The sequence below is a fragment of the Actinomadura geliboluensis genome, from assembly GCF_043197915.1.
GTDB classification, from domain to species: domain Bacteria; phylum Actinomycetota; class Actinomycetes; order Streptosporangiales; family Streptosporangiaceae; genus Spirillospora; species Spirillospora geliboluensis.
The window spans coordinates 226,607-253,080 of record NZ_JBICUA010000010.1 but is presented as its reverse complement, the minus strand read 5'-3'; the positions used below and the strand labels follow the sequence as shown (position 1 = coordinate 253,080).

Sequence of the window (26,474 nt, the reverse complement as noted above, 5' to 3'; positions counted from 1 at the left end):
CGACCCCGCGGAGTGAACGCACCATGATCGAGGTCAAAGGTCTGACCAAGCGCTTCGACGAGACCGTCGCGGTCGACGATCTGACCTTCACCGTCAAACCGGGCCTGGTCACCGGGTTCCTCGGGCCCAACGGCGCGGGCAAGACGACGACGATGCGGGTCATCCTCGGCCTGCACGCCGCCACCCGCGGGACGGCCACGATCGGCGGCCGCCGGTACGCCGACCTGCCCGCGCCGATGCGGGAGGTGGGGGCGCTGCTGGACGCGCACGCGGTGCACGACAGCCGCCGCGCCGAGGACCATCTGCTGTGCCTCGCGCTGAGCAACGGGATCCCGCGCTGGCGGGTCCCGGAGGTGCTGCAGCTCGTCGGCCTGGACCGGGTGGCGCACCGCCGGGTGCGCACGTTCTCGCTCGGCATGTACCAGCGGCTCGGCATCGCCGCGGCGCTGCTCGGCGACCCCGCCTGCCTGATCTTCGACGAGCCGATCAACGGGCTGGACCCCGAGGGCATCATGTGGGTCCGCACGCTGGCCCGGCGGCTGGCCGACGAGGGCCGCACCGTGCTGATCTCCAGCCATCTGATGAGCGAGATCGCGCTCACCGCCGACCACTTGGTCATCATCGGCCGCGGCCGGCTGCTCGCCGACTCCGGGGTGAACGAGCTGATGGGCCGCACCACCCGGCCGAAGGTGCTGGTGCGCACCGCGCAGGCCGGCACGTTCGCCCGGCGGCTGGCCGCGCGCGGCGCCGAGGTGCGCCGGGAGCCGGACGGCGGGCTGCTCGTCACCGGCCTCGACAGCACCGAGATCTACCGGCTGGCCGCGGCGGACGGCGCCGTGCTGGCCGAGCTGACCCCGCACCGGGCCTCCCTGGAGCAGATCTTCATGGAGCTGACCCGCGACAGCGTCCAGTTCAACGTCACGGAAGGGGCCGCCTGATGCCGTTCACGGGCCGACCGACGCCGTTCACGGACCGACCGGCGGCCGCGCCGGAACCCGCCGCGGCCCTGGTGCCGGTGGACGGGCGGGCGACGTTCGCCGACGCCGTCCGCTCCGAGTGGACCAAGCTGCGCACGCTCCGGTCGTCGCTGTACTCCGTCGTCGCCACCATCGTCGTCGGGGTCGGCATGGCGTTCCTGTTCACCAGCGGGACCGCCGAGGGGTACGCGGACATGACCGCCGCCGAGCGCGCGGAGTGGGACCCGACGCTGACGAGCCTGATGGGCGCGACGCTGTTCGCCCAGCTCACCGTCGGCGCGCTCGGCGTGCTCAGCACCAGCGGGGAGTTCGCCACCGGAATGATCAGCACCAGCCTGACCGCGGTGCCGCGCAGGCTGCGGGTGCTGGCCGCGAAGGCCCTCGTCATCACCGTCGTCGGGCTGGCGGTCGGGGAGCTGGTCAGCGTCGGCGGCTTCCTGCTGGGCCAGCAGGTGCTCGTCGGGATGGACGTCCCGCACGCCTCCCTCACCGACCACGAGTCGCTGCGTGCGGTCGTCGGGGCGGGCCTGTACCTCGCCCTGGTCGGGCTGCTGGGCGCCGCGCTGGGCGTGCTGATCCGGTCGACGGCGGGCGCCATCGTGGTGCTGGTCGTGGCCGCCATCATCGTCCCGTACCTGCTCGGCCCGCTGCTGCCGCCGCTGGTCCGCGGGCTCTGGCCGATCATGGCCGGGATGATGGTCATGTCGACCACCACCGAGACCGGGATCCCGGCGTTCACGCTGCTCGGCATCATGATCGCCGGTGTCGGCGCGACCGCGGCGGTGGCGTGCGCGGTGTTCCGCCGCCGCGACATCTGACCGGTTCAGATCGCGCTTAGCCCCCCTTAAGCGCGGCGGTGGACAGTGATCGCAGCTTTGAGCAATCAAGGAGGCGGTCGTGCGCACACCCGACGTTCACCTCAAGGGACTGGGGGTGTACCTCCCGCCGGCGGCCGGCGTCGAGCAGGCCGTCCGGGAGGGCCGCTACTCCGCCGAGGAGGCCGAGCTCCACGAGCTCGCCGGCGCCGCCGTCGCCGGGGACGTCCCGGCTCCGGAGATGGCGCTGCGGGCGGCGCAGCAGGCGTTCAAGCGCTGCGGGCACCGCCCCGAGGAGCTGGACCTGCTGCTGTACGCCGACTCCTGGCACCAGGGCCCGGACGGCTGGCAGCCGCAGTACTACCTGCAGCGGCACCTGGTCGGCGGCCGGCCGCTGGCGGTGGAGGTCCGGCACGGCTGCAACGGGGTGTTCAGCGCGCTGGAGCTCGCCGCGTCCTACCTGCGCTCGCCCGGCCGGCGCGACGCGCTGGTGGTGGCCGCCGACAACTTCGGCACCCCGATGATCGACCGCTGGCGGTTCGGCCCCGGCTACATCGCCGGGGACGCGGCGAGCGCGGTCCTGCTCAGCACCGAGCCCGGCTTCGCCCGGCTGCTGTCGGTGTGCACCACCGCCGTCGCGGAGGCCGAGGAGGTCCACCGCAGCGGCGAGCCGCTCTTCCCGCCCGGCCCGACGGCGGGCCGGCCGCTCGACTTCAGCGGCCGGACGGCCGACTTCAACCGGCGGGCCATGGCGGACGGGGCCGGCACCACCGTGTGGGTGACCGTCCACCAGCGGATGGTCGAGCTGGTGGACCGGACGCTCGCCGAGGCGGGCCTGGAGATCGGCGACATCGCGCGGGCCGCCTTCATGAACTACTCCCGCGAGATCGTCGAGCAGCGCGGGATGCTCGCGCTGGGGCTGCCGATGTCCAAGTCGACCTGGGAGTTCGGGCGGACCGTCGGCCATCTGGCCGCCAGCGACCAGCTCGTCTCGCTCGACCACCTGCTCACCGCCGGGGAGCTGCGCCCCGGCGACCACATGCTGCTCGTCGGGGTCGGCCCCGGGGTCACCCTGTCGAGCGCGATCGTCCAGATCCTCAGCACGCCGCCCTGGCTGCGGTGAGCGCCGCGGTGAACCCGGCCGGACCGGACGGGCGCGTCCCGGCGGACGGCGGCCGCGTGCGACACGACCCGAGAGTGGATGGGGGCCCATCGATGGTGCAGGACAGCGGGGCCGGGCGGGCGCGGCCGGCCGGCGCGGAGCCGGGCGCGGAGCCCGTCGCGGTGATCGGCGTCGGCTGCCGGTTCGCCGGGGACGCCGACTCGCCGGAGGCGTACTGGTCGCTGCTGCGGGACGGCCGCGACGGCATCGGGGAGGTCCCGCGCGAGCGGTGGCGCGAGTACGAGCGGTTCGGCCCGGACTTCGCCGCGGCGCTGCGCCGCGCCACCCCGTGGGGCGGCTTCCTCTCCGGCGTCGAGTCGTTCGACGCCGAGTTCTTCGGGCTGACCCCGCGCGAGGCCGAGCTGATGGACCCGCAGCAGCGGATCCTGCTGGAGACCGCCTGGGAGGCGCTGGAGCACGCCGGCGTCCCGCCCCGCGACCTGGCCGGCTCCGACGCCGGGGTGTTCGTCGGGGTGGGGTCGGACGACTACGGCCGCCGGCTGCTGGAGGACCTGCCGCGGATCGAGGCGTGGACCGGCATCGGCGCCGCGATGTGCGCGGTCGCCAACCGCATCTCCTACGCGCTGGACCTGCGCGGCCCGAGCCTCGCGGTCGACACCGCCTGCTCGGCGTCGCTGGTGGCGCTGCACCTGGCGTGCCAGAGCGTCCGGACGGGGGAGAGCCCGCTCGCGCTCGCGGCGGGCGTCAACGTGATCGTGTCGCCGGGGCTGACGCTGACCCTGGACGCGGCGGGCGCGATGGCCGCCGACGGCCGCTGCAAGTCGTTCGACGCGTCCGCCGACGGCTACGGGCGCGGCGAGGGCTGCGGCGTGCTGGTGCTCAAGCGGCTCGCCGACGCCGAGCGGGACGGCGACCGGGTGCTCGCGGTCGTGCGCGGCGGCGCCGTGAACCAGGACGGCCGCACCAACGGGATCATGGCGCCCAGCGGCGCGGCGCAGCGGCACGTGCTCGACCGGGCCTGCCGCAGCGCCGGGGTGGACCCGGCGACGGTCGGCTACGTCGAGGCGCACGGCACCGGGACGCGGCTCGGCGACCCGCTGGAGGCGTCCGCGCTCAGCGCCGTCTACGGGGCGGGCCGCCCGGCGGGCGAGCCCTGCCTGATCGGGTCGGTGAAGGCCAACATCGGGCACCTCGAAGCGGGCGCGGGCGTCGCGTCCGTCATCAAGGCGGTGCTCGTCCTCGCCAACGAGGAGATCCCGCCGAGCCTGAACTTCACCACCGGGAACCCCGCGATCGACTGGGCCGGGGGCGGGCTGAAGGTGGTCACCGAACCCACGCCGTGGCCGCGCGGCGAGACCCCGCGGCGGGTCGGGGTGTCCGGCTTCGGATACGGCGGGACGATCGCGCACGTCCTGCTGGAGGAGGCCCCGGCGCGGCCGGACGCGCCGCGTCCCGCCGACGGGGACGGGGAGCCGCGGCTCTACCCGGTGTCGGCCGCGTCCGGCGCCGCGCTCCGGCAGCACGCGGGCGAGCTGGCCGACTGGCTGGCGGGGCCCGGGGAGGGCGCGCCGCTCGCGTCCGTCGGGCACACGCTGGCGCTGCGCCGCTCGCATTTGCCGCACCGGGCCGGGGTCGTCGCCGCGGACCGGGACGTGCTGGTCGCCGGGCTCCGGCTGCTGGCGGACGGCGCCGAAGGCCCCGGCGTGACCACCGGCACCGTCCCGGCGGAGGCCGGGGCCGGCCTGGTGTGGGTCTTCTCCGGGCACGGTTCCCAGTGGGCCGGCATGGGCCGCGGGCTGCTGGCCGCCGAACCGGTGTTCGCCGAGGTGATCGACGCGCTGGAGCCGGTCTTCCGGGAGGAGATCGGCTTCTCGCCGCGCGAGGTGCTGCTGGCCGATCCACTGACCGACGTCGCCCGGATCCAGACGATGATCTTCGCGGTGCAGCTCGGGCTGGCCGCCGTGTGGCGGTCCCGGGGCGCGGCCCCGGCCGCGGTGATCGGCCACTCGGTCGGGGAGATCGCCGCCGCCGTCACCGCGGGCGCGCTGACCCGGGAGGCGGGCGCGCGGCTGATCTGCCGCCGGTCGCGGCTGCTGGGCCGTGTCGCGGGCCGGGGCGCGATGGCCATGGCGGCGCTGCCGTTCGCCGAGGTCGAGGAGCGGTTCGGCGACCGCGCCGACCTGGTGGCCGCGATCCAGTCGTCGCCGCTGTCCACCGTTGTCGCGGGGGACGCCGCCGCCGTCGAGGAGCTGGTGGAGCGGTGGCGGGACGAGGGCGTCCAGGTGCGCCGCGTCTCCTCCGACGTCGCCTTCCACAGCCCGCACATGGACCCGCTGCTGGACGAGCTGGCCGCCGCCGGGGCCGGCCTGGCGCCGGTCCCGCCCGCCGTCCCGATGTACTCGACCGCCCTGCCCGACCCGCGGGCGATGCCCGCCCCGGACGGCTCCTACTGGGCGGCGAACCTGCGCAACCCGGTGCGGCTCGCGGCGGCCGTCGAGGCCGCCGCCGAGGACGGCTACCGCGCGTTCCTGGAGGTCTCCGCGCACCCGGTGGTGGCCCACTCGATCGGGGAGACCCTCGGCGAGCTGGGGCTCGGTGACGCGTTCGTCGGCTCGACGCTGCGCCGCGACCGGTCCGAGCCCGCGCAGCTGCTCGACGCGGCCGCCGCGCTGCACTGCCACGGGCTGCCGCTGGACTGGCGGACGCTGGCGCCCGGCGGCGACCTGGTCACCCCGCCCGGCGTCGCCTGGCAGCGGCGGCGGCACTGGCGGGACGCGCCGTCCGGCGGCGCGGGCGAGGGGCTCGGCCACGACGTGGACGCGCACGCGCTGCTCGGGTCGCCGGTCCCGGTCGCCGGCCGGGCGCTGCGGCTGTGGCGGACCGTCCTGGACGACGACTGCCGCCCCTACCCGGGCAGCCACACCATCAACGGGGTCGAGATCGTGCCCGCGGCGGTGCTGATCAACACCTTCCTCGGCGCCGCGGCCGACCGGGACGGCCCGCCGCCCACGCTGGCCGACGTGGCGCTCCGGCTGCCGCTGACCACCGACCGCCGCGAGGTTCAGGTGCTGCTGGAGGACGGCGCCGCCCGCCTGGCCTCCCGCGCGACGGCCGACGACTCGGCGGATCGGTCGTGGCTAACCCACTGCACCGCCGCCGTGGCGTCCGGCCCCGCCGACCCGCTGCCGCCGGCGCTCGCCGACACCGCGGCCCCCGGCGAGGCGGTGGACACCGGGTTCGTCCAGCGGCGCCTGGCGTCGGTGGGCGTCCCGACGATGGCGTTCGACTGGACCGTCCGTGAGCTGTACCGGGGCGAGGGGCGGCTGCGCGCGGTCGTCACGGCCGGGCATCCGGCGCGCGGCGCCGCGACCTGGGGGCCGCTGCTGGACGCGGCGCTGTCGATCGCGCCCGCCGCCTACCCGGGGGAGGCCGTGCTCCGCATGGTCGCCCACGTCGGAGAGGTGCACCTCGCGAGCGAGCCGCCGGAGGACGCGGTCGTCGAGGTCGTCGTGGACCCGTCCCGGGACGACTCCGTGGACGTGCTGATCGCCGACCCGGACGGCCGGGTCCTGGCCCGGCTCGCCGGTCTTCGCTACGCGACGATGGACCGCGACCCCGGCACGGCCGCCGCGCATCCGGCACGGCTGGTGCACGAGCTGGCCTGGCGGCCGTTCACCCCGTCCGGCGACGGCGCCGAGCGGGACGTCGTCATCGTGGGCCCGGATCCACAGGCTGTGGACGCTCTGCGCGACACCCTTCACGCGGCCGGGGCGACCTGCACGGCAGTGTCCGGCCCGGAGGCGCTCGCGAGGTTCGCCACCGAGGCCGGGCCGTCCACGGACGTCCTGCTCGTCCCGCCGCCCGCGACATCGGGACGGCCCGTCACCGAGGCCGCCCTCGACGCGGCATGGCTGCTGACGCAGGCCGTCCAGCGGCTGTCCGCGCTCGATCCCGCCGCCGCGCCGCGCCTGTGGTGCCTGACGGCGGGCGTCAGGGAGAGCCGGGCGGAGGACGCCCTCGGCCACGCGCCGCTGTGGGGCCTCGGCCGGATCGTCTCCGGCGAGCACCCCGAGCTGTGGGGCGGCACGATCGACCTCCCGGCGGACGGATCGGTGCCCGACGCCGCCGCGCTGCTGGCCGTCCTGCGGGCCGCGCCCGGGGACGACGTCATCGCGCTGCGCCAGGACGAGACCACCGTCGCGCGCCTCGCCCGCCCCGACGACGCGCCCCCGGAGGGCGAACCGGTGCGCTGCCACCCCGACGGCACCTACCTCGTCACCGGCGGCCTCGGCGTCCTCGGCCTGGAGGTCGCCCGGTGGCTGGCCGAGCGCGGCGCGCGCCGCATCGTGCTGGCCGGCCGCCGCCCCCTCCCGGCCCGCTCGGACTGGGACGCCCCCGCCGACGCCGAGACCCGCCGCCGGATCGAGGGCGTCCGGGCGCTGGAGGGCCTCGGCGTCACCGTTGCCACCGTGGCGCTGGACATCGCCGACCCCGCCGGGGCCGCGCGGGCGCTCGACCCCGACGTGCTCGGCCTCCCGCCGATCCGCGGCGTCGTGCACGCCGCCGGCGCCCTCGACAACCGGATGATCCCCGGCGTGGACGAGGCGTCGCTGCGCACCGTGCTGCGTCCCAAGGTCGACGGGGCCTGGACGCTGCACCGGCTGTTCCCGCCCGGCAGCCTGGACTTCCTGGCGCTGTTCTCGTCCTGCGGCCACCTGCTCGGCCTGCCCGGCCAGGCCGGCTACGCCGCCGCCAACGCCTTCCTCGACGCGTTCGCCGCGCACCGCCGCGCCGCCGGGGGCCGCGACACCGTGAGCCTCGGCTGGACGTCCTGGCGCGGCAAGGGCATGGCCGTCAACGAGGTCGTGGACATGGAGTTGCAGGCCCGCGGCGTCACCGACGTCACCGCGCCGGAGGCGTTCGCCGCCTGGGACCTGGCCGCCGCGCACGGCGGCGCGTACTACGCGGTGCTCGGCGTCGCCCCGGCCGAACCGGGCACGCGGCGCCCGCCGCTGCTCGCCGAGGTCGCCGCCGCGGCGGACGCCGCCGCCCGGGACCGGGCCGCCGCGCCGGGCGGGACGTCCGACACCGACGGCCTGGCCGGCCTGCCGCCGGACGAGCTGCGCGCGCGCCTGCTGGAGGTCGTCGGCGCCCAGATCGCGACCGAGATGCGGCTGTCCGCCGAGCACCTGGACCCCCGCCGCTCCCTGGCCGAGCAGGGCCTGGACTCGGTGATGACGCTGGTGATCCGGCGGCGGCTGGAGAAGCGGTTCGGGCACGGTCTGCCCGCCACGCTGCTGTGGCACCGGCCCACCGTCACCGCGATCGCCGAACATCTGGCCGGGCTGCTCTCCGGCGAGGCCGAGCCGATGGTCGGCGCCTGACACGGGCCCGACGCAACCGGAAGCGAGGAACCGAGGTCATGCGCACCCAGGACGCGTACGTCAGGAGCGTCGGCGTCTACCTGCCGGAGACCGTCGACATCAAATGGGCCGTCGCCCAGGGCCTGCACCCGGAGGAGGGGGCGGAGGCGCACGGCTTCACCGGCGTCGCCGTGGCCGGGGAGGTCCCGGCCCCCGAGATGGCGCTACGCGCGGCGCGGACGGCGTTCGAGCGCTGCGGCCAGCGCCCCGGCGAGGTGGACCTGCTGCTCTACACCGACACCTGGCACCAGGGGCCGGACGGCTGGCAGCCGCAGTACTACCTGCAGCGGCACCTCGTCGGCGGCGGTGCCCTCGCCGTCGAGACCCGGCACGGGTGCAACGGGGTGTTCAGCGCGCTGGAGCTGGGCGCCGCCTACCTGAGCGCCGACCCCGCGCGCCGCACCGCGCTGGTCGTCAGCACCGACAACTACGGCACCCCGCTGGTGAACCGGTGGAACGCCGGTCCCGGCTTCGTCATGGGCGACGCGGCGAGCGCGCTCGTCCTCGGCCGCGCGCCGGGCTTCGCGCAGCTGCTGTCGGTCAACTCCATCACCGTCCCCGAGGGCGAGGAGCTGCACCGCAGCGGCGAGCCGCTGTTCCCGCCCGGCGCCACCACCGGCCAGTCCATGGACTTCCACCGGCGCACCGAGTCGTTCCTCGCCGGGGCGCTCGCCAAGGCGCGGGCCCGGACGGAGGGCGGCCCGTCCCTGTGGGTGACCGTGCACCAGAAGCTGCTGGAGAGCGTCGAGCGGTCCCTCGACGAGGCGGGCATCGAACTCGCCGACCTCGCCCGCGTGGCGTTCATGAACAACGACCGGGAGACGGTCGAGCAGCGCTGCATGGGCGCGCTCGGGCTGCCGCTGTCGATGTCCACCTGGGAGTTCGGCCGCACCGTCGGGCACCTCGGCGCCAGCGACCAGCTCGTCTCCCTCGACCACCTGCTGACGACCGGCGAGCTCGGGCCCGGCGACCACGTGCTGCTGGCCGGCATGGCGCCCGGCGTCACGCTCTCCAGCGCCGTCATCAAGATCCTCGCCACCCCGCCGTGGCTGACCTGACCGGCGCCGCCGGCGCCCGACGAGGAGGACGCATGACCGAGGAAGAGGTCCGCGCCGAGCTGCTCGGCTTCGTCCGGGAGAACTTCGGGTCCGCCGCGGACGGCGTGGAGATCGCGGCGGACACCCCGCTGCTGGAGTCGGGGATCCTCGACTCGCTCCGCACCGCCGTCCTGCTCAACCACCTGCGCGACGGGCTGCGGACGCCGCTGCCCGCGCGCTTCATCGAGGCGCGCTACCTCAAGGACGTCGCCACCATCGCCGCACTGGTGTGCGAGCTCGCGGCCGCCGACTCGCGCTAGCCGTCGCGGGGCCCGCCCGTCGCCGGAAGGGATCAAGGTAATGCAGCAAGCAGGGGCCGGTGAGACCGTCGTCGGCCGGGTCGCGCCGTGCCGCATCGTCAAGGTGCCCGACTTCGTCGACGACCGCGGCGGGCTCGCCTCCGTCGAGGCCGGCGAGACCATCGGGTTCGCCATCGAGCGCGTCTACTACCTGTACGGCATGCCGACCGGCACGGTGCGCGGCGCGCACGCCCACCGCGAGCTCGAACAGCTCCTGCTGGCGCTGCACGGCGAGTTCGACATCACCGTGGACGACGGCCGCCGCCGGACGCGCTTCCACCTGGACGACCCGACCCGCGGCCTCTACATCGGGCCGATGATCTGGCGGAACCTGGAGAACTTCTCGCCGGGCGCGGTCGGGCTCGTCCTCGCCTCCTCGCACTACGACGAGGCGGACTACTACCGCAGGTACGACGAGTTCCTGCGCGACGCGGAGAGGCTGGGATGAGGGTTCCCTTTCTGGACCTGCGGGCCGTCCACGACGAGCTCGGCGCCGAACTCGACGCGGCGGTGCACCGGGTCGTGTCCTCGGGCTGGTACCTGCTCGGTGAGGAACTGGCCGCGTTCGAGGCGGAGTTCGCCGCCTACTGCGGGGCCGCGCACTGCGTCGCCGTCGGGTCCGGCATCGACGCGATCACGCTGGCGCTGCGCGCGCACGGGGTCGGGCCGGGCGACGAGGTGATCGTCCCGTCCAACACGTTCATCGCGACGCTGCTGGCGGTGACGGCGGCGGGCGCGCGCCCGGTGCCGGTCGAGCCGGACGAGCGGACCTGCAACCTCGACCCCGCCCGGATCGAGGCGGCGGTGAGCCGCCGGACCAGGGCGGTGCTGCCCGTGCACCTGTACGGGCAGCCCGCCGACATGCGGGCCATCGCGGAGGTCGCCGACCGGCACGGACTGCTCGTGGTGGAGGACGCCGCGCAGGCCCACGGCGCCCGCCACCGCGGCGAACCGGTCGGGTCCGGGCCGTACGCCGCCACGTTCAGCTTCTACCCCGGCAAGAACCTCGGCGCGCTCGGGGACGGCGGCGCGGTGGTCACCTCCGACGCCGCGCTGGCCGACCGGATCCGGCTGCTGCGCAACTACGGCAGCGCCGTGAAGTACCACCACGAGATCAAGGGGACCAACTCCCGGCTCGACGAGATCCAGGCGGCGGTGCTGCGGGTGAAGCTCGCCCGGTTGGACGCGTGGAACGCCCGCCGCGCCGAGGTCGCCCGCCGCTACCTCGCCGGGCTGGCCGGGGTGCCGGGGCTCGCGCTCCCGGTCGTCGAGCCGTGGGCGGGCACGTCGTGGCACCTGTTCGTGGTCCGGACCGAGCACCGGGACGCGCTCCGCGAGCGGCTGGCGGCGGCCGGGGTGGAGACGATCATCCACTACCCGGTCCCGGCGCACCTGTCGCCGGCGTACGCCGACCTCGGGTACGCGGCGGGCTCCTTCCCGATCGCCGAGCGGCTGGCGGAGCAGGTGCTGAGCCTGCCGATGGGCCCGCACCTGCCGGACGCGGCGGTGGACACCGTCATCGCCGCCGTCCGCGAGGCGATGGCGCCCGCGACCGCCGCCCGCTGAGCCCCCGCTAAGAAAGAGACCCCGCAAGACAGGCCCCGTCCCCTCGCAAGGGGGCGGGGCCTGTCGCTCGTGCCCGGTCCGCCGTTCAGGTGAGGCGGGCGATGGGCCGCGGCCGTGCCGCGCCCGCAGCGCCGTCCGCGCCGGGCTCCCACCACCAGCGGTTGTCGCGGTACCAGTCCACGACGGCGGCCAGCCCGTCCGCGAAGGGCACCTCCGGCGCGAAGCCCAGCTCGGTGCGGATCTTGCCGTCGTCCAGGGAGTAGCGCTCGTCGTGCGCCTTGCGGTCGGCGACCCGGCGCACCCGGTCCCAGCCCGCGCCGCACAGGTCGAGCAGCCGCCCGGTCAGCTCCAGGTTGCTCAGCTCCGTGCCGCCGCCGATGTTGTAGATCTCCCCCGCCCGCCCCCGGGTGAGGACGAGGTGGACGGCCCGGCAGTGGTCGGCCACGTGCAGCCACTCGCGGACGTTGTGCCCGTCCCCGTAGAGCGGCACCGACCCGCCGTCCAGCAGGGTGGTGACGAACAGCGGGATGACCTTCTCCGTGTACTGGTAGGGGCCGTAGTTGTTGCAGCACCGGGTCACCGAGACCGCGAGGTCGTGGGTGCGCCAGTAGGCCCGCGCGAACAGGTCGCCGGCGGCCTTGGACGCCGAGTAGGGGGAGTTCGGGGCGAGGAGGTGGTCCTCGGTCCACGACCCGGTCTCGATCGACCCGTACACCTCGTCGGTGGAGACGTGCACGAACCGCTCGACGCCGCCGCGGCGGCACGCCTCCAGCAGCGTCTGGGTGCCGACGACGTTGGTCATGACGAACGGCGCCGCGTCGGCCACGGAGCGGTCGACGTGCGACTCCGCCGCGAAGTGCACGACCGCGTCGTGCCCCGGCAGCAGGTCCGCGAGCAGGGACGCGTCGCAGATGTCGCCCTTCACGAAGGCCAGCCGGGGGCCGTCGGGCGGCAGGTTCCGGCGGTCGCCCGCGTAGGTGAGGCTGTCCAGGACGGTGACCCGCCAGCCGTCCGTGCCCGGGTACCGCCCGCCGAGCAGGTCGCGGACGTAGGCCGATCCGATGAAGCCGGCTCCGCCGGTGACGAGGATCCTCACGCGGGCACCTCCAGTCGGCTGTCGTCGCCCACGATAAGCCGGTGCACGCGCAGCTCGTGGCGGGCGAGGCTGACCGCGGCCTCCCGGCCGATCAGCGAGCCCTTCACCGTGCGCAGGCCGTGCACCGAGGAGCGGTCGAGCAGGATGGAGTCCTCCACGCCCGCGTTCTCGACCAGGCAGCCGGACCCGACGGCGGTGTAGGGGCCGATGTAGCTGTTGACGATCGCGGTTCCGCCGCCGATGATCGCCGGGCCGTCGATCCGGGACGCGATCACGGTGGCGCCGGCCTCGACCACCACCGAGGCGCCGATCTGGGTGAGCGGGTCCAGCCGGCCGCGCACGCCCGGCCGCAGCTTCTCCAGCAGCGCCCGGTTGCAGTCGAGCAGGTCGGAGACGTTCCCGGTGTCCTTCCAGTACCCGGAGCACACGTGCCCGCGCACGTTCAGGTCGCGCTCCACCAGCCACTGCACGGCGTCGGTGATCTCCAGCTCGTTGCGCCAGCTCGGCGCGATCGCGCGGACCGCCTCGTGGATGGCCGGGGTGAAGAAGTACGCGCCGGTCACCGCGAGGTTGCTGCGCGGCTCGGACGGCTTCTCCTGGAGCCCGAGCACCCGGCCGTCCGCGGCGATCTCCGCCACGCCGTACTCGGTGGGGTCGGCGACCTTCACCAGGACGAGCTGCGCGTCCGGGGACTCGTCCCGGAACTGCGCGACCGGCGCGCCGAGCCCGTCGGCGAACACGTTGTCGCCGAGGTACATGAGGAAGTCGTCGTCGCCGAGGAAGTCCCGCGCGATCAGCACGCAGTGCGCGAGGCCGCGCGGCTCGTCCTGCGGGATGTAGGTGACCCGGACCCCGAGCGACGCGCCGTCGCCGATCGCGGCGGGGATGGCGGTGTGCCCGGCGTTGTGGATGACGCCGATCTCGGTGATGCCCGCGTCCCGCAGCGACTCCAGCCCGTGCAGCAGCACGGGCTTGTTCGCGACGGGGACGAGCTGCTTGGGGGTGCTGTGGCTGAACGGGCGGAGCCGGGACCCGGTGCCGCCCGCGAGTACGAGTGCCTTCATGGTGTGCCCTTTCCTCGTCATGCCGGCGCCGGCGTCCGTGCGGTCTCCGGCCGGATCAGTTCCTCGATGGAGCGGACGGCAGCGGCCGGGGTCGGCTGCGCGCGGATCTCCGCGCGCAGCCCGGCGGCGGCGGTCCGCGCGGCCTCGCCGGACAGCAGTGCGGCGACCGCCGCCCGGACGTTCTCGACGGCCGCCGGGCCCGCGGTCAGGCCGGCCGCGGGCAGGACGGTCCCGGCCCCGGTGGCGGCCAGCCTGTCGGCGTTCAGCACCTGGTCCGGGTGCTGCGGGGCGATCGCCTGCGGGACGCCCAGCGCGGCGGCGGTGAGCATCGCGCCCGCGCCGCCCTGGTGGACGATCGCGTCGCAGGTCCCGAGGAACAGGTGCAGCGGGACCTGCTCGACCACGCGCACGCCGTCCGGGACGTCCCGCAGCAGGCGCCGGTCGGCGGCGCTGAGCGCCGCGACGACCTCGACGTCGAGGGAGGCCAGGGCGCGCAGGACGCTCGGCACCAGGAAGCCGTCCTCGCCGTGCAGCGTCGTCGTGGTGGTGCCCCACGTGACGCACACCCGAGGACGGTCGGCGGGGTTGCGCAGCCAGTCGGGCGCGACGCCGGGGCCGTTGTAGGGGACGTACCGGATCGGCAGCCGGTTCGGCATGCCCGGGACCTGCACCGATTCGGGGCAGGGGTCGAGGTGGCGCAGCGCGAAGTCCGCGCGCGGCTCCACCCCGTACCGGTCGTAGATCTCCAGCAGCCGAGGCGGCCACCCGGCCCGCGGGTCGCCGTCGGCCGGCGCGCCGCTCCCGGGGTATCCGAGGTGCCGGGTGAGGTCGGGGCCGAACAGGTGGCGCAGCAGCGGGACGTCCAGCCGCCCGGCCACCACCGGCGCCATCGAGGCCAGCGGGTCGGCCACCACCAGGTCGGGCCGCCACGCCTCGGCGAAGGCGACCAGGTCGGCGGCCAGCGCCGCGGCGGCGCTGGCGAACTCGTCGAGCCGCGCCTCGTTGCGCCGCGCGGCCTCGGCGGCGGGCAGCGCCCCGAGCCGGACGCCGCGCGCGTTGGCGGCGACCGAGTCGAAGCCGCCGCCCGCCGGGACGGCGATCATGCCGGACCGGGCGACGGCGTCGAGGACGGGCGCCTCGCCCGCCACCCGCACCTCGTGCCCGGCGGCCCGGAACGCCCAGGCCGTCTGCACCTGGTGGAAGTAGTGGGTCGGTACCGATAACGGGATGAACAGCACCCGCATGGTTCTGCCTCCTTTCAGTACGGCCGTTCCGGCGGGTCCTCCACCAGCCGTTCGAGCCGCGCCGCGACCTGCGCGGGGGACGGCTGGGACCGGACGTCGACGCGCAGGGCGGCGGCACGCGCGCGCGTCTCGTCCTCGAACAGCACGGCCGCCATCGCCGCCTTGACCTCCTCGGGCTCGGCGGCGCGGGGCGGCAGCGCGATGCCGACGCCCGCGCCGGCGATCTGCTCGGCGTTGAGCGCCTGGTCGGTGCTCTGCGCCGACACGACCTGCGGGACGCCGAGCGCGGCGGCGGTGAGCATGGCCCCGCCGCCGCCGTGGTGGAAGATCGCGTCGCAGGTCGGCAGCAGCAGGTGCAGCGGGAGCTGCTCGGCCACCCGCACGCCGGGCGGCGGCTCGCCGAGCCGCGCCCGGTCGGCGGCGCTGAGCGCGGCGACGACCTCCACGTCGAGCGCGGCCAGCGCGGCGAGGATGCCCGGCGCCTCGAAGCCGGCCTCGCCGCGCAGCGACGCGTTGACCGTCCCCCAGGTCAGGCACACCCGGGGGCGCCCGCCGGGGCGGCGCAGCCACGCGGGTTCCTCGCCGGGGCCGTTGTAGGGCACGTACCGCATCGGGAGCCGGTTCGGCACGCCGGGGAGCTGCAGCGCGCCGGGGCAGGAGTCGACGGTGCGGACGGCGAAGTCGGCGCGCGGCTCGACGCCGTGGGCGTCGAACAGCCGGACCAGCGGGGCGGGCCACGCCTCGCGGACGTCGCCGTCGACCGGGGCGCCGCCGCCGGGGAAGCCGAGCCGCCGCGTGAGGTCGGGCCCGAACAGGTTCCGCACCAGCGGGACGCCCAGCGGCTCGCTCACCAGCGGCGCGAAGGTCGCCATCGGGTCGGCCACCACCAGGTCGGGCCGCCACCGCCGGGCGAACCCGACGAGGTCGCCGGTCAGCTCCGCGACCGCCCCGGCGTAGCGCTCCAGGCCCTCCCGGTTGCGCCGGCGGAACTCGCCGGGCGCCATCCGCTCCACCGGCTGGTCCCGGGTCACGGCGGACATCTCGGTGATCAGGTCGTAGTCGCCGCCCACCGGGACGGCGGTCAGGCCCGACCGCAGGACCGCGTCGGCGACCTGCGGCTGCCCGGTGGCGATCCGGACCTCGTGCCCGGCCGCCCGCAGCGCCCAGGCCAGCGGCACCTGGTGCAGGTAGTGGCTCGCCATCAGGAAGGGGACGAACAGGACGCGCATGGTCGCCTCCCGTCAGCCGGCGAGCTCGTCGAGGGACGCCGCGACCTCGGCGGGCGAGGGCTGCTCGTGGATCTCCGCTCGCAGCTTGTCCGCCGCCGCGCGCGGGCCGTCCGAGCCGAGCAGCGCGGACAGCGCGGTCACGGCGTCGGCGGCGGTGCAGGTCTCCGGCAGCAGCGCCGCCGCGCCCGCGCCGGCGAGCGCGCGCGCCATCGGGTAGTCCTCCGGCTCGGGATGCAGCAGCTGCGGCACGCCCGCGTACAGCGAGGCCAGGACGGTGCCGGCGCCGCCGTGGTGCAGGATCGCGGAGCAGGTCGGCAGCAGCAGGTGCAGCGGCAGCTGCGCCACCACCCGCACTCCGGCGGGCGGCTCGCCGAGCAGCTCGCGGTCCCGTTCCCGCACGGTGACGACGACCTCGGCGTCCAGCTCGGCGAGCGCGTCGAGCAGGTCCCGGTCGAGCAGGCCGCCGCCGTCCCGGACGCCGGTCACGACCGTGCCCGTCGTCACCGCGATCCGCCGCCGGTCCGCCGGGCGGCGCAGCCACTCGGGGACGGTGCCGGCGCCGTTGTACGGCACCGCGCGCACCGGGATCCGGTCGGTCACCTCGGGCGCCTGGAGGCTGCCCGGGAACGGGTCCACGTGGTGCGCCGCGTAGCGGGCCCGCGGCTCGACGCCGTGCCGCTCGAACAGCTCCCGCAGGTGCGGCGGCCAGATCTCCGGCGGCACCCCGGCGCCGGGCGCGCCGAACCCCCACAGGTGGTGCAGCAGCGGCGCGCCCACCGGCTCGGACGCCAGCGGCGCCGCCAGCGCCAGCGGGTCGGACACCACCAGGTCGGGCCGCCACCAGGCGGCGAACGCGGCCAGGTCGTCCGCCACGTCCCGCGCGGTGTCGATGAGCACGCCGAACCGCTCGATGTTCACCCAGGTGAGGTCGTCCGGCGAGAGGCCGGTCTCCTCCCCGGCGTCGATGCCGCGCGGCATCCGGCCGATCCGCTCCTCGATCCGGCGCTGGGACGCGGTCGCGTTGGCGGCGAAGTCGTACCCGCCGCCGACCGGGACCGCGATCATGCCGGAGCCGGTGACGGCGCCCGCGGTCGCCGGCTGGACGGCGACCCGGACCTCGTGCCCGGCCGCGCGGAACGCCCAGGCGAGCGGGACCATGTGGAAGTAGTGGGTGGGGGCGAGCGGGGTGAACAGGACGCGCATGGTGTCTCTCGCTTCCGGTGGGGTCAGCAGATCGGTTCCCGCAGGGCCGCGACGACCTCGGCGGGCGAGGGCAGCGCGCGGATCTCGGCGCGCAGCCGGTCCGCGGCGGCGCGGTGCCCGTCCGCCGCCAGGACGGACGCGGCGGCGGCGGCGATGTCGTCGACTCCGGCGCGGTCCGCGCGCAGCGCGACGCCCGCCCCGGTGCCCGCCATCCGCTCCGCCTCGAAGGTGTTGTCGGGCACCTGGGTCACGGCGACCTGCGGGACCGCGTGCCAGGCGGCGGTCATCACGTTGCCCGCCCCGCCGTGGTGGACGATCGCGGCGCAGCCGGGCAGCAGCAGGTCGAGCGGCATGTCGGTGACCACGCGGGCGTTGCCCGGCAGGTCGCCGAGCCGGCCGCCCGCGCCGCTGCGCACCGCGATGAGGATCTCCACGTCGAACCCGTCCAGCGCGGAAAGGATGCGCTGGACGAGGGTCTGTGTCGAGCCCGGGACCGTCTTCTCGCTGAGCGTGCCGAGCGTGACGCACACCCGCCTCCGCTCGGGCGGCCTGGTCAGCCAGCCGGGCAGGACGCCGCTGTCGTTGTAGGGGACGTAGCGCATCGGGACGCGGCGCGGGATGCCGGGCACCTGCATGCTGTCCGGGCACGGGTCGACCGTCCGGGCCGTGTAGTCCTCGCGGATCTCGACCCCGAACCGGTCGAACAGGGCGCGCACCACGTCCGGCCAGTCCGCCACCGGCATGTTGCGGCCGGGATAGGGGACCTGCGATCCGGTCCACGGCCCGTACAGGCAGCGGACGAGCGGCGCCCCGACGGTCTCGGCGACCAGCGGCGCGGTGAGCGCGGCATGGTCGGCGACGACCAGGTCGGGCGTCCAGTGCCGGGCGAGGTCGAGCAGTTCGGCGGCCATGGCCTCGGCCGCCCGCACGTGCGGCAGGTACCGGGCCTCGTCCACCTCGCGCAGCACCTCGGGCGGCAGCGTCGCGGCGACCCGCCGGGCCTCCTCGATGCTCGCCGGAAGTCGGCCCAGGTGCCGGCGCACCACCTCCATCAGGTCGGTGGCGTGGCCGCCGAAGTCGTAGGAGCCGCCGACCTCGACGGCGGCCATCCCCGACCGCGCCACCACCCCGGCGACGGACGGCTGGGCGGCCACCCGCACGTCGTGCCCGGCCGCGCGGAACGCCCACGCCAGCACCACCTGCGGGAAGTAGTGGGTGGCCCCGGCCAGCGGGACGAACAGGACGCGCATGGTGGACCTCTCAAGCCGGGGGACGGGTGGCGGCGAGGCCCTCGGCGGGCCCCGGGGGCGGCGGCGCGGCGGCCCGCAGGAGGGTGCCGATGTGCCGGTCGATGACGGTGCGGTGGTAGTCGGGCCCGAAGCCCATGCGTCCCGCGGCGGGGACCAGCCGCAGCAGCTTGGCGGTGCTGACCGCCTGCACCGACGCCGCGTCCACCCAGCGCCGGCGGGCCGGGGCGGCCGCCTCGCGGTGCCGCAGGTGGTGCTCCAGGCGGTCGACGATGTCCTCGATGGCGGCGGCGTGCCCGGAGGCGACGTTGACGGTCTCCCCGGCGACGCCCGCGCGCAGCAGCGCGTCGATGATCGCCACGGCGTCCGCGACGTCGATGAGGTCGCGGCGGGAGCCGCGGTACACCGTGACCTCGCCCGCGCGGAGCGCGCCGAGCAGCCCGATCAGCAGCTGCCCGGTCTGGTGCGGCCCGACGGCGTGCGCCATCCGGAGGACGAGGTGCCGCACGCCCGACTCCCGCACCGCGTCCTCCAGCCCGAGCTTGTGCCGGCCGAACGGCTCGGGGGCGGGCGGCACGGCGTCCTCCCGCCCCGGTACGCCGTCGCCGCCGTAGAGGCTCGCCGAGGCGGTGGAGAGGAAGACCAGCGTCCGGCCCCGCCGCGCGCAGTCCGCCAGGGTCCGGTGCACCAGCCGGGCTTCGCGGCGGTACTCCGCCTCCGCCGCCGTCCTGGTCCGGGCCACGCCGGCGGCCAGCACGGTCACTCCGGGGTGCGCCGACGCGATCGGCTGCAGGTTCCGCGCGAAAAAGCCGCGCCCGATGATCTCCATGGGCCTGGGGAGCTCGTTTCCGGTTCGGCGCTCTGGACGGGGCAGAGCCTGGCGAGCCGTACTGAAGGCCGCTTAAAGCGCCCCGCCGAACTGCGGCTTTAGGAGCGCGCAGCCGGCAGCAAACCGGCGCCGCATACGGTTCCGGCACGCCGAACAAGCGGCGGCCGAAGACACTGGAGAGGTCCGGAGATGAGTGCGAGCGACAGTGCGCGGCGGGTCACCGAGTGCCGGGTGTGCGGAGGGTCCGACTGGCAGGAGGTCGTCTCCTTCGGCCCGGTGCCCCTGGCCAACGGCTACCTCGACCCGGCGGACTCCTACGACGGCGAGCCGCGGTTCCCGCTCGACGTGATCTCCTGCCGGTCGTGCCGGCTGATGACGCTGACGCACGTCGTGGACCCGGAGGTGCTGTACCGCGACTACTCCTACGTCACGTCCACGTCCGACACGATGGGGCGGCACATGCGGTTCGTCGCCGAGCTGTGCCGGGAGCGCTGGGAGATGCCCGCCGGCGCGTTCGTGGTGGAGGTCGGCAGCAACACCGGCGACCAGCTCATGATCTTCCAGGACGCCGGGATGCGGACGCTCGGCGTGGACCCGGCGCGCAGCCTCGCCGAGGTCGCCGCCGGGCGCGGCGTCGAGACGCTGCCGGAGTTCTTCTCCGCGGACACCGCCGCGGACATCGCCGACCGGTACGGCGAGGCGCGGCTGATCCTCGGGCGGCACGTGTTCGCGCACATCGACGACGTGGCGGGCATCGCGGCCGGGGTGCGGCGGCTGCTGGAGCCGGCGGGCGTGTTCGCCATCGAGGTGCCGTACGCGCTCGACATGCTGGAGCGCACCGAGTTCGACACCATCTACCACGAGCACCTCTCGTACTACGCGGTCGGGACGCTGGCGACGCTGTTCGAGCGGCACGGCCTGCGCGTGATCGACATCGAGCGGATCTCGGTGCACGGCGGCTCGATCCTGGTGTTCGCCGGCCACGCCGACGGCCCGTGGCAGCCGCGTCCCGCGGTCAAGGAGCTGATCGCGCTGGAGGAGCGGCAGGGGCTGCACGACGACGCCGCCTACCGCGCCTTCGCCGCCCGGACCGAGGGCGTCGTGGAGTCGCTGACCGCGCTGGTGCGGGGGCTGCGGCTCGGCGGCGGCCGGATCGCCGGGTACGGGGCGCCCGCCAAGGGCAACACGCTGCTCTCGGTCTGCGGGCTCGGCCCCGGCGACCTGGAGTACTGCATCGACACCACGGACCTGAAGCAGGGCAAGGTGCTGCCCGGCAGCCACATCCCGGTGCGTCCGCCGGAGTACGCCGAGGAGCACCCGCCGACCCACTTCCTCCTGCTGGCCTGGAACTACGCCGAGGAGATCCTGCGCAAGGAGCGGGCCTTCCTGGAGAAGGGCGGCAAGTTCATCGTGATGCACCCGGTGCCGTCGATCGTCTCCGCGGACTCGCTGCCCGCGGCCGTCCGCACGTGAGCCGCGCTCTGCCGGGGGAGGCGCTGGCGGGACGGACGGTCGTGGTGACCGGCGGCGGTACCGGCATCGGCCGGGCCGCCGCCCGGATGTTCGCCGCCGAGGGCGCCGACGTCCTGGTGGTGGGCCGCACCGAGGCGCGGTTGAAGGAGACCGCCGAGGGCCGGACGGGGATCCGGGTGCTGGCCGCCGACGTCGCCGCGCCGGACGCGCCCGCCGAGATCGTCGCGGCGGCGGTGCGCGACTCCGGCCGCCTCGACGTGCTGGTGAACAACGCGGCGATCACCCGGCCCGCGCCGCTCGGCGAGATCGACCGCGGCCTGGCCGAGGCGCAGCTCGCCACCAACCTGCTCGGCCCGCTGATGCTGACGCAGCGGGCCGTCCCGCACATGCCGCGCGGCGGCGCGGTCGTCAACGTCACGTCCAATCCGCCGATGCGCGGCTGGCCGGCCAACTCCGTCTACGGCGCGACCAAGGTCGCGCTGGACTTCCTCACCCACACCTGGGCGCGCGAGCTCGCCGCCGCGGGGATCAGGGTGGCGTCGGTGGCGCCGGGCCCGACCGACACGCCGGTGCTGCTGCACGCGGGCTTCTCCGAGGAGCAGATCGAGCGGCGGCGGAGCGGCAACACCATCCCGCTCGGGCGGCTCGGCACCCCGGAGGAGATCGCCTGGTGGATCGTCAACGCCGCCCGCCCGGAGGCCGCCTTCCTCACCGGGGCCGTGATCCGGGTGGACGGCGGCACGAGCATCTGCTGACCCGCCGCGTACGACGAAAGTCCCGCCGGGCCCCACTTTCGGTGCTGCGCGCGCCCCTCCTTGGCGGCTTCCCCGGGCCCGGCCGCGCGGGTGGACTTGAGGCGGCGGACCGGAGGCCACCCAGAAGGAGCGATCCCCCGTGCCAAGCAGGAGACCGGGAACGATCGGCTCGGCGCTGGCGGTGCTGGCCGCCGTTGTGGCGGCGGCCGTCGCACTGGACACGCTGCCCGAGGCCGGCAGGCCCTCGACGAAGACCGTCGCCCCCGAGTCCGTCGCCACGTCCGGCGCCTACGTCGCGCTGGGCGACTCCTACTCGGCGGGGGTCGGCCTCGCGATCGCCGAGGCGGACGCGGTGCCCGACGACGGGTGCCACCGCAGCAGCGCCGCGTTCTACCACACGGTGGCGAAGTCCTTCCGGTTCCCCGGCGGCACGTCGCTGTGGGCCTGCTCCGGCGCGACCGTCCCCGACCTGCTCCACGGCAAGGACGGCCGGCCGCCCCAGGTCGGCCGTGTCGGCGCCGGGACGAGCCTCGTGACGGTCAGCGTCGGCGGCAACGACGTGGGCTTCACCAAGGTCCTGACGCGGTGCATGGTCGAACCCCTGATGGGCGGCTGCCGGCACCAGGGCGGGCAGATCGCCGACCGGCTCGCCACGCTGCGCCGGACCCTCCCGACGCTGCTGTCCGCCGTCACCGCGCGGGCGCCCTCCGCCCGCGTGCTGGTGGTCGGGTACCCGCGGATGTTCGCCCCGTCCCCGAAGGACGACGTGGCGACGATGGGCCGCGACGACCAGCGGTGGCTGAACGAGCGCGGCGGCGAGCTGGACGCCGTGCTGCGGCGGAGCGCCGCCGACGCCGACCGCGCCCTGCGGGCGGCCGGGCGGAAGGGGAGCGTCGAGTACGTGGACGCCTTCGACGCGTTCGCCGGCCACGAGCTCGGCACGCCCCGCCCCTACGTCAACGGGCTGAAGTTCAAGCTGCTGGACATGGCCGCCGAGCTGCGCAGCTTCCACCCGAACGCGGCCGGGTACCGGCGCCTGGCCGACCTGGTGATCCGGCAGGTCCGGACCGGCCCCGGCAGGCCGTTCAAGCGCGCCCGCTGACCGGCCGGGCCGGTCAGCCGGGCCGGCCGGGCGTCACCGCAGGCCGAGGTCGTCCCAGAGCAGCCGCTCGACGTCGGTCGGGGCGTCGCCGCACGCCCGCTCGGGGTGCCAGCCGGGCGGCCCGAACGGCTCGGGCGGCCCGCCGGGACGCCGCGGGGAGGGGATCGGGTAGCCCATCGCCATGCCGCAGCAGTAGCCGATCTCGAGCATGGCGGCGGCGAGCACGGACCTCATCCGGGGCCGGGTGCGTCGTCGTTCGCGGGACACCTGCCGGTCTCCTCTCGGGCGGAACGGATCCCCTATTGCGCACCGCCGCGCTGAATTCTCGCCAAAGCCGCGCCAATCGGGGTCCGGGATACGGGTCCGGCTAGGGGGGCCGCGCCGCGATAGGGGCCGGGTTACGGGTTTTTGGCGGGGCCCCGCTCATTCACCATTGATATCTGGATCCGCCGTCTTGTCGAGGAAGGAAACTGAGATGCCCGAGCAGGAGAACGCCATGGACGTGGTGCTGATCGGCGGCCCGGCCGACATTCCGGCCGACGCCCGGATCCGCCGGGCCGCGCCCCGCGACCGCAAGATCAAGATCATGCGGCGCGGCGGCTACGAGCATTTCGAGCTGGTGGAGCAGGCCGCCGCCGGACCGGACCCGAAACCGGCGGTCTTCCATTGGACGATGCGTACAAAAATCGCCGAGTAGGGCTAGGGGCGGGCGGTCCGCCGAATAGGGGAGAGCTAGGGGTATTTGCCGCGGCCGACCGATTCCTATGCTCGGTCGAGAAAGGCCGATGGGCACGATGAAAGGGCTCCCGATGTCTGCAGCCGAGACCGTGGACGACCGCTGGATACGGCGGTTCCACCCGTGCTCGGACAGCGGCGCCCGGCTGGTGTGCTTTCCGCACGCGGGCGGGTCCGCGTCGTACTACTACCCCTTCTCGCAAACCCTGGCGCCCGGGATCGAGGTGCTGACGGTGCAGTACCCCGGGCGGCAGGACCGCCGGCACGAGCCGCCGCTGACCGACGTCCGGCGGATCGCCGCCGGCGCCGCCGCGGCGCTGGAGCCGTGGCTCGGCGGCGGCTCCACCGGCCCGGTCGCGTTCTTCGGCCACAGCATGGGCGCCGTCGTCGCCTACGAGACGGCGCTGCTGCTGCGGGACCGGACGGGCTGGGAGCCGGCGCGGCTGTTCGCGTCGGGGCGGCGCGCGCCGTCCCGTCCCCGCGGCGGCGACGTGCACACCCGCGACGACGCCGGGCTCGTCGCCGAGCTGCGCCGGGTCGGCGGCACCGACGAGCGGTTCCTGGGCGACCGGGAGCTGCTGGCCGCGATCCTGCCGGTGACGCGGGCCGACTACCGGGCGATCGAGACCTACGTCTGGTCGCCGGTCCCGCCGCTCGGCTGCCCGGTCACCGCGCTGACCGGGGACGCCGACCCGCAGACCACCGCCGAGGAGGCGGTGGCCTGGCGGGAGCACACCACCGGCCCGTTCGAGCTGCGGGTCTTCCCCGGCGGCCACTTCTATCTGGATGCCCAGCGCGCCGCCGTCGTCGGCGCCGTCCGCGCCGCCCTGCCGGACGGGCGGCCGACCCGGTCTGTGGAGGAGAACGCTTCATGAGGTACGAACTGCTCGGCCCGCTGCGCGTCGTGGACGCCGACGGCGCCGTGTCCGCGATCAGCGCCCGCAAGATCGAGGCGGTGCTGGCCGCCCTGCTCATCCGGTCCGACCAGATCGTCGGGCTGGACCAGCTGATCGGCGAGATCTGGGGGGACCGGCCGCCGCGCCGGGCGACCGCGGGCCTGCACGTCTACATCTCCCAGATCCGCAAGTTCCTGCACCGCCCGGACCGCGAGGGGAGCCCGGTGGTGACCCATCCGCCGGGGTACGTGCTGCGCGTCGGCTCCGACGAGCTCGACTTCCACGCGTTCCTGCGGCTGATGAACCAGGGCCGCTCGCACGCCCGCGACCGGCGGCACCCGCAGGCGGCGGAGTGCTTCGAGCAGGCGCTCGGGCTGTGGCGTGGACCGGTCCTCGGCGGGCTGCTCAGCGGCCCCATCGTGGACGGCTTCGTGACGTGGATGAGCGACGCCCGCATGGAGTGCCTGGAGATGCTGAACGACGCCCAGCTCGAACTCGGGCGGCACCGGGAGCTCGTCGGCCGGCTCTACTCGCTGATCACCGAGCACCCGCTGCGGGAGGCGTTCTACCGGCAGCTCATGCTCGCGCTCTACCGCTCGGAGTGCCAGGCCGAGGCCCTCAAGGTCTTCCAGGTCGCCCGGCGGACGCTGAACGAGGAGCTGGGGCTGGAGCCGTGCCGCGCCCTGCAGGACCTGCAGCGCGCCATCCTCACCGCCGACGACCAGCTGGAACTGTACGCGGCCGCGGTCTGACCCGGCCCGCCGCGCCCCGACGAAGTGGGAGATCATGACTGAGAGCCTCGTCTCCGAGCCCCCGGCCCCGGCCGAGCCGCCCGCCTTCCCCGAGGCGCGGGGCTGCCCGATGGACCCGCCCGACCGGTACGCCGAGTACCGGGCGCGGGAGCCGGTCAAGAAGATCACGCTGCCCACCGGGCGGACCGCCTGGCTCGTCCAGGGGCACGAGCACGTCCGGCGGATCCTCAACGACCCGCGGGTCAGCGTGGACCGGCTCACCGACGGCTACCCGCACCTGGTCGAGATGAACCCGCAGGCGCTGGCCCTGCTCGGGAAGATCAACAACTCGCTGATCGGGCTGGACCCGCCGCGGCACACCCTGCACCGGCGCATGATGATCAACGAGTTCACGGTCCGCCGGTTCCGCTCGATGCGGCCGGTCGTGCAGCGGATCGTGGACGAGCGGATCGACCGGATGCTGGCGCAGGGCCCGCCGGTGGACCTCGTCCAGGCGCTGTCGCTGCCGGTGCCGTCCCTGATGATCTGCGGGCTGCTCGGCGTCCCCTACGAGGACCACGACTTCTTCGAGGGCAAGACCCACGTCATCCTGGACCGCACGTTCACCACCGAGCAGCGCATCGCCGCGTTCCTCGAACTCATGGGGTACATGGACGAGCTGGTCACGTCCAAGGAGCGGGACCCGGGCGACGACCTGATCGGCCGGCTGGTGGTGAAGTACCGCGACCAGGACGCCTACGACCACGAGCACATGCTCGGCCTGGCCATGCTGATGCTGATGGCCGGGCACGAGACCAGCGCGAGCATGATCTCGCTGGGCACGCTCGCCCTGCTCCAGCACCCCGACCAGCTCGCGCTGCTCAAGCGCGACCCGGGCGTGACGCCCCGGGCCGTGGAGGAGCTGCTGCGGTACTGGAGCATCGCCGACATCGCCAGCGGGTCGCGGGTCGCCACCGCCGACATCGAGATCGCGGGCCAGGTCATCCGCGCCGGCGACGGCGTGGTGGCGCTGCTCAGCGGCGCCAACCGCGACCCGGAGGTGTTCCCGGACCCGGCCGAGCTCTCGCTGGAGCGCGGCGCCCGGCACCACGTCGCGTTCGGCTTCGGCATCCACCAGTGCCTCGGCCAGAACCTGGTGCGGCTGGAGCTGGAGATCGTGTTCGACACGCTGTTCGCCCGCATCCCGGACCTGCGCCTCGCGAAGCCGCTGGAGGAGCTGGAGTTCAAGGACGACGCCAGCATCTACGGCGTCCACGAGCTGCCGGTCGCCTGGTAGCGGAGGGGCCGTCATGAGGATCGACATCGACCGGGACAAGTGCATCGGGTCGGGCATGTGCGTGCTCACCGAGGACACCGTGTTCGACCAGAGCGACGAGGACGGCCGCGTCCTGCTGCTGAACGAGCGGCCGGGGGACGACCTGGCCGACGAGGTGCGGTACGCCGTCAAGTGGTGCCCCGGACGCGCGCTCACGCTCATCGAAGACTGAACGGGAACACGAAGGAGGGCGGCCCCGCCGTGGGGCCGCCCTCCTTCGTGTCCGAGAACCGC

At 75.2% G+C, this 26,474-nt stretch carries 24 protein-coding genes; 16 read left to right on the top strand and 8 right to left on the bottom strand.

From position 1 onward, the window contains the following. The first annotated feature begins 23 nt into the window (after window positions 1-23). From ACGFI1_RS30240 to ACGFI1_RS30205, 8 genes are all read left to right on the top strand, one after another. Window positions 24-938 carry an ATP-binding cassette domain-containing protein gene (locus ACGFI1_RS30240; protein ID WP_386876890.1) on the top strand — a complete coding sequence of 305 codons (915 nt, stop codon included), beginning with the start codon at window positions 24-26 and terminating at the stop codon, window positions 936-938. After that, the gene (locus ACGFI1_RS30235) at window positions 938-1,795 is read left to right on the top strand and encodes an ABC transporter permease (RefSeq protein ID WP_392790177.1); all 858 of its coding nucleotides are present in this window, start codon (window positions 938-940) and stop codon (window positions 1,793-1,795) included. The genes ACGFI1_RS30240 and ACGFI1_RS30235 overlap by 1 nt, the downstream gene beginning before the upstream one ends. A 79-nt stretch (window positions 1,796-1,874) precedes the next feature. After that, on the top strand, window positions 1,875-2,915 hold the full coding sequence (locus ACGFI1_RS30230) for a ketoacyl-ACP synthase III family protein (RefSeq protein WP_138634188.1): 1,041 nt from the start codon (window positions 1,875-1,877) through the stop codon (window positions 2,913-2,915). 92 nt (window positions 2,916-3,007) lie between these two features. Then, the gene (locus ACGFI1_RS30225) at window positions 3,008-8,299 is read left to right on the top strand and encodes a type I polyketide synthase (RefSeq protein WP_392790175.1); all 5,292 of its coding nucleotides are present in this window, start codon (window positions 3,008-3,010) and stop codon (window positions 8,297-8,299) included. Between the two features lie 38 nt (window positions 8,300-8,337). After that, window positions 8,338-9,396: a ketoacyl-ACP synthase III family protein gene (locus tag ACGFI1_RS30220; protein ID WP_392790173.1), complete on the top strand. Its 1,059-nt coding sequence runs from the start codon at window positions 8,338-8,340 to the stop codon at window positions 9,394-9,396. A 32-nt stretch (window positions 9,397-9,428) separates the two neighbouring features. Continuing rightward, window positions 9,429-9,695, top strand: coding sequence for an acyl carrier protein (locus tag ACGFI1_RS30215; protein WP_392790171.1), 267 nt, complete (start codon window positions 9,429-9,431; stop codon window positions 9,693-9,695). Window positions 9,696-9,735: 40 nt separating this feature from the next. Further along, window positions 9,736-10,182, top strand: a complete 447-nt coding sequence (locus ACGFI1_RS30210) for a sugar 3,4-ketoisomerase (protein WP_138634200.1) — start codon at window positions 9,736-9,738, stop codon at window positions 10,180-10,182. Further along, entirely contained in the window at window positions 10,179-11,300 is a 1,122-nt protein-coding gene (locus ACGFI1_RS30205; protein WP_392790169.1) for a DegT/DnrJ/EryC1/StrS family aminotransferase, read from the top strand. Before ACGFI1_RS30210 ends, ACGFI1_RS30205 begins: the two co-directional genes overlap by 4 nt. A gap of 85 nt (window positions 11,301-11,385) precedes the next feature. Here the strand turns inward: ACGFI1_RS30205 and rfbB are convergent, their stop codons facing one another. Genes rfbB through ACGFI1_RS30170 form a run of 7 tightly spaced genes read right to left on the bottom strand, consistent with a single transcriptional unit; the run spans window position 11,386 to window position 19,212 of the window. Beyond that, window positions 11,386-12,396 (bottom strand): dTDP-glucose 4,6-dehydratase, encoded by a 1,011-nt coding sequence (rfbB, locus tag ACGFI1_RS30200; protein WP_392790167.1) that lies wholly within the window; start codon window positions 12,394-12,396, stop codon window positions 11,386-11,388. Then, window positions 12,393-13,460, bottom strand: coding sequence for a glucose-1-phosphate thymidylyltransferase (locus ACGFI1_RS30195; RefSeq protein ID WP_387074453.1), 1,068 nt, complete (start codon window positions 13,458-13,460; stop codon window positions 12,393-12,395). The genes rfbB and ACGFI1_RS30195 overlap by 4 nt, the downstream gene beginning before the upstream one ends. Window positions 13,461-13,477: 17 nt before the next feature. Beyond that, a complete protein-coding gene (locus ACGFI1_RS30190) occupies window positions 13,478-14,704 on the bottom strand; it encodes a nucleotide disphospho-sugar-binding domain-containing protein (protein WP_392790164.1) in 1,227 nt (408 codons plus the stop codon). Between the two features lie 14 nt (window positions 14,705-14,718). Further along, the gene (locus ACGFI1_RS30185; RefSeq protein ID WP_392790161.1) at window positions 14,719-15,933 is read right to left on the bottom strand and encodes a nucleotide disphospho-sugar-binding domain-containing protein; all 1,215 of its coding nucleotides are present in this window, start codon (window positions 15,931-15,933) and stop codon (window positions 14,719-14,721) included. A gap of 12 nt (window positions 15,934-15,945) precedes the next feature. Beyond that, the gene (locus ACGFI1_RS30180; protein ID WP_392790158.1) at window positions 15,946-17,136 is read right to left on the bottom strand and encodes a nucleotide disphospho-sugar-binding domain-containing protein; all 1,191 of its coding nucleotides are present in this window, start codon (window positions 17,134-17,136) and stop codon (window positions 15,946-15,948) included. Between the two features lie 23 nt (window positions 17,137-17,159). After that, on the bottom strand, window positions 17,160-18,386 hold the full coding sequence (locus tag ACGFI1_RS30175) for a nucleotide disphospho-sugar-binding domain-containing protein (RefSeq protein ID WP_392790155.1): 1,227 nt from the start codon (window positions 18,384-18,386) through the stop codon (window positions 17,160-17,162). Window positions 18,387-18,396: 10 nt separating this feature from the next. Continuing rightward, window positions 18,397-19,212, bottom strand: coding sequence for an NAD-dependent epimerase/dehydratase family protein (locus tag ACGFI1_RS30170; protein ID WP_392790152.1), 816 nt, complete (start codon window positions 19,210-19,212; stop codon window positions 18,397-18,399). Between the two features lie 189 nt (window positions 19,213-19,401). Here ACGFI1_RS30170 and ACGFI1_RS30165 point away from each other — a divergent pair, with 189 nt between their 5' ends. The 3 genes from ACGFI1_RS30165 (at window position 19,402) to ACGFI1_RS30155 (ending at window position 22,542) form a co-directional block, all read left to right on the top strand. Beyond that, the gene (locus ACGFI1_RS30165) at window positions 19,402-20,685 is read left to right on the top strand and encodes a class I SAM-dependent methyltransferase (protein ID WP_392790149.1); all 1,284 of its coding nucleotides are present in this window, start codon (window positions 19,402-19,404) and stop codon (window positions 20,683-20,685) included. Further along, window positions 20,682-21,440: an SDR family NAD(P)-dependent oxidoreductase gene (locus ACGFI1_RS30160; RefSeq protein ID WP_392790146.1), complete on the top strand. Its 759-nt coding sequence runs from the start codon at window positions 20,682-20,684 to the stop codon at window positions 21,438-21,440. Before ACGFI1_RS30165 ends, ACGFI1_RS30160 begins: the two co-directional genes overlap by 4 nt. Window positions 21,441-21,579: 139 nt before the next feature. Next, window positions 21,580-22,542, top strand: a complete 963-nt coding sequence (locus tag ACGFI1_RS30155) for an SGNH/GDSL hydrolase family protein (RefSeq protein WP_392790144.1) — start codon at window positions 21,580-21,582, stop codon at window positions 22,540-22,542. A 33-nt stretch (window positions 22,543-22,575) separates the two neighbouring features. Here the strand turns inward: ACGFI1_RS30155 and ACGFI1_RS30150 are convergent, their stop codons facing one another. Further along, the gene (locus tag ACGFI1_RS30150) at window positions 22,576-22,776 is read right to left on the bottom strand and encodes a DUF6059 family protein (protein WP_138634231.1); all 201 of its coding nucleotides are present in this window, start codon (window positions 22,774-22,776) and stop codon (window positions 22,576-22,578) included. 241 nt (window positions 22,777-23,017) lie between these two features. On the opposite strand from ACGFI1_RS30150, the gene ACGFI1_RS30145 reads away from it, so the two are divergent. From ACGFI1_RS30145 to ACGFI1_RS30125, 5 genes are all read left to right on the top strand, one after another. Then, window positions 23,018-23,239, top strand: coding sequence for a DUF5988 family protein (locus ACGFI1_RS30145; protein WP_138634234.1), 222 nt, complete (start codon window positions 23,018-23,020; stop codon window positions 23,237-23,239). A gap of 112 nt (window positions 23,240-23,351) precedes the next feature. Then, on the top strand, window positions 23,352-24,152 hold the full coding sequence (locus ACGFI1_RS30140; RefSeq protein WP_392790142.1) for a thioesterase II family protein: 801 nt from the start codon (window positions 23,352-23,354) through the stop codon (window positions 24,150-24,152). Further along, a complete protein-coding gene (locus ACGFI1_RS30135) occupies window positions 24,149-24,925 on the top strand; it encodes an AfsR/SARP family transcriptional regulator (RefSeq protein ID WP_387074428.1) in 777 nt (258 codons plus the stop codon). Before ACGFI1_RS30140 ends, ACGFI1_RS30135 begins: the two co-directional genes overlap by 4 nt. Window positions 24,926-24,959: 34 nt before the next feature. Next, entirely contained in the window at window positions 24,960-26,201 is a 1,242-nt protein-coding gene (locus ACGFI1_RS30130) for a cytochrome P450 (protein ID WP_392790139.1), read from the top strand. A 13-nt stretch (window positions 26,202-26,214) separates the two neighbouring features. Further along, window positions 26,215-26,412 (top strand): ferredoxin, encoded by a 198-nt coding sequence (locus tag ACGFI1_RS30125; protein WP_301175129.1) that lies wholly within the window; start codon window positions 26,215-26,217, stop codon window positions 26,410-26,412. Window positions 26,413-26,474 lie beyond the last annotated feature (62 nt).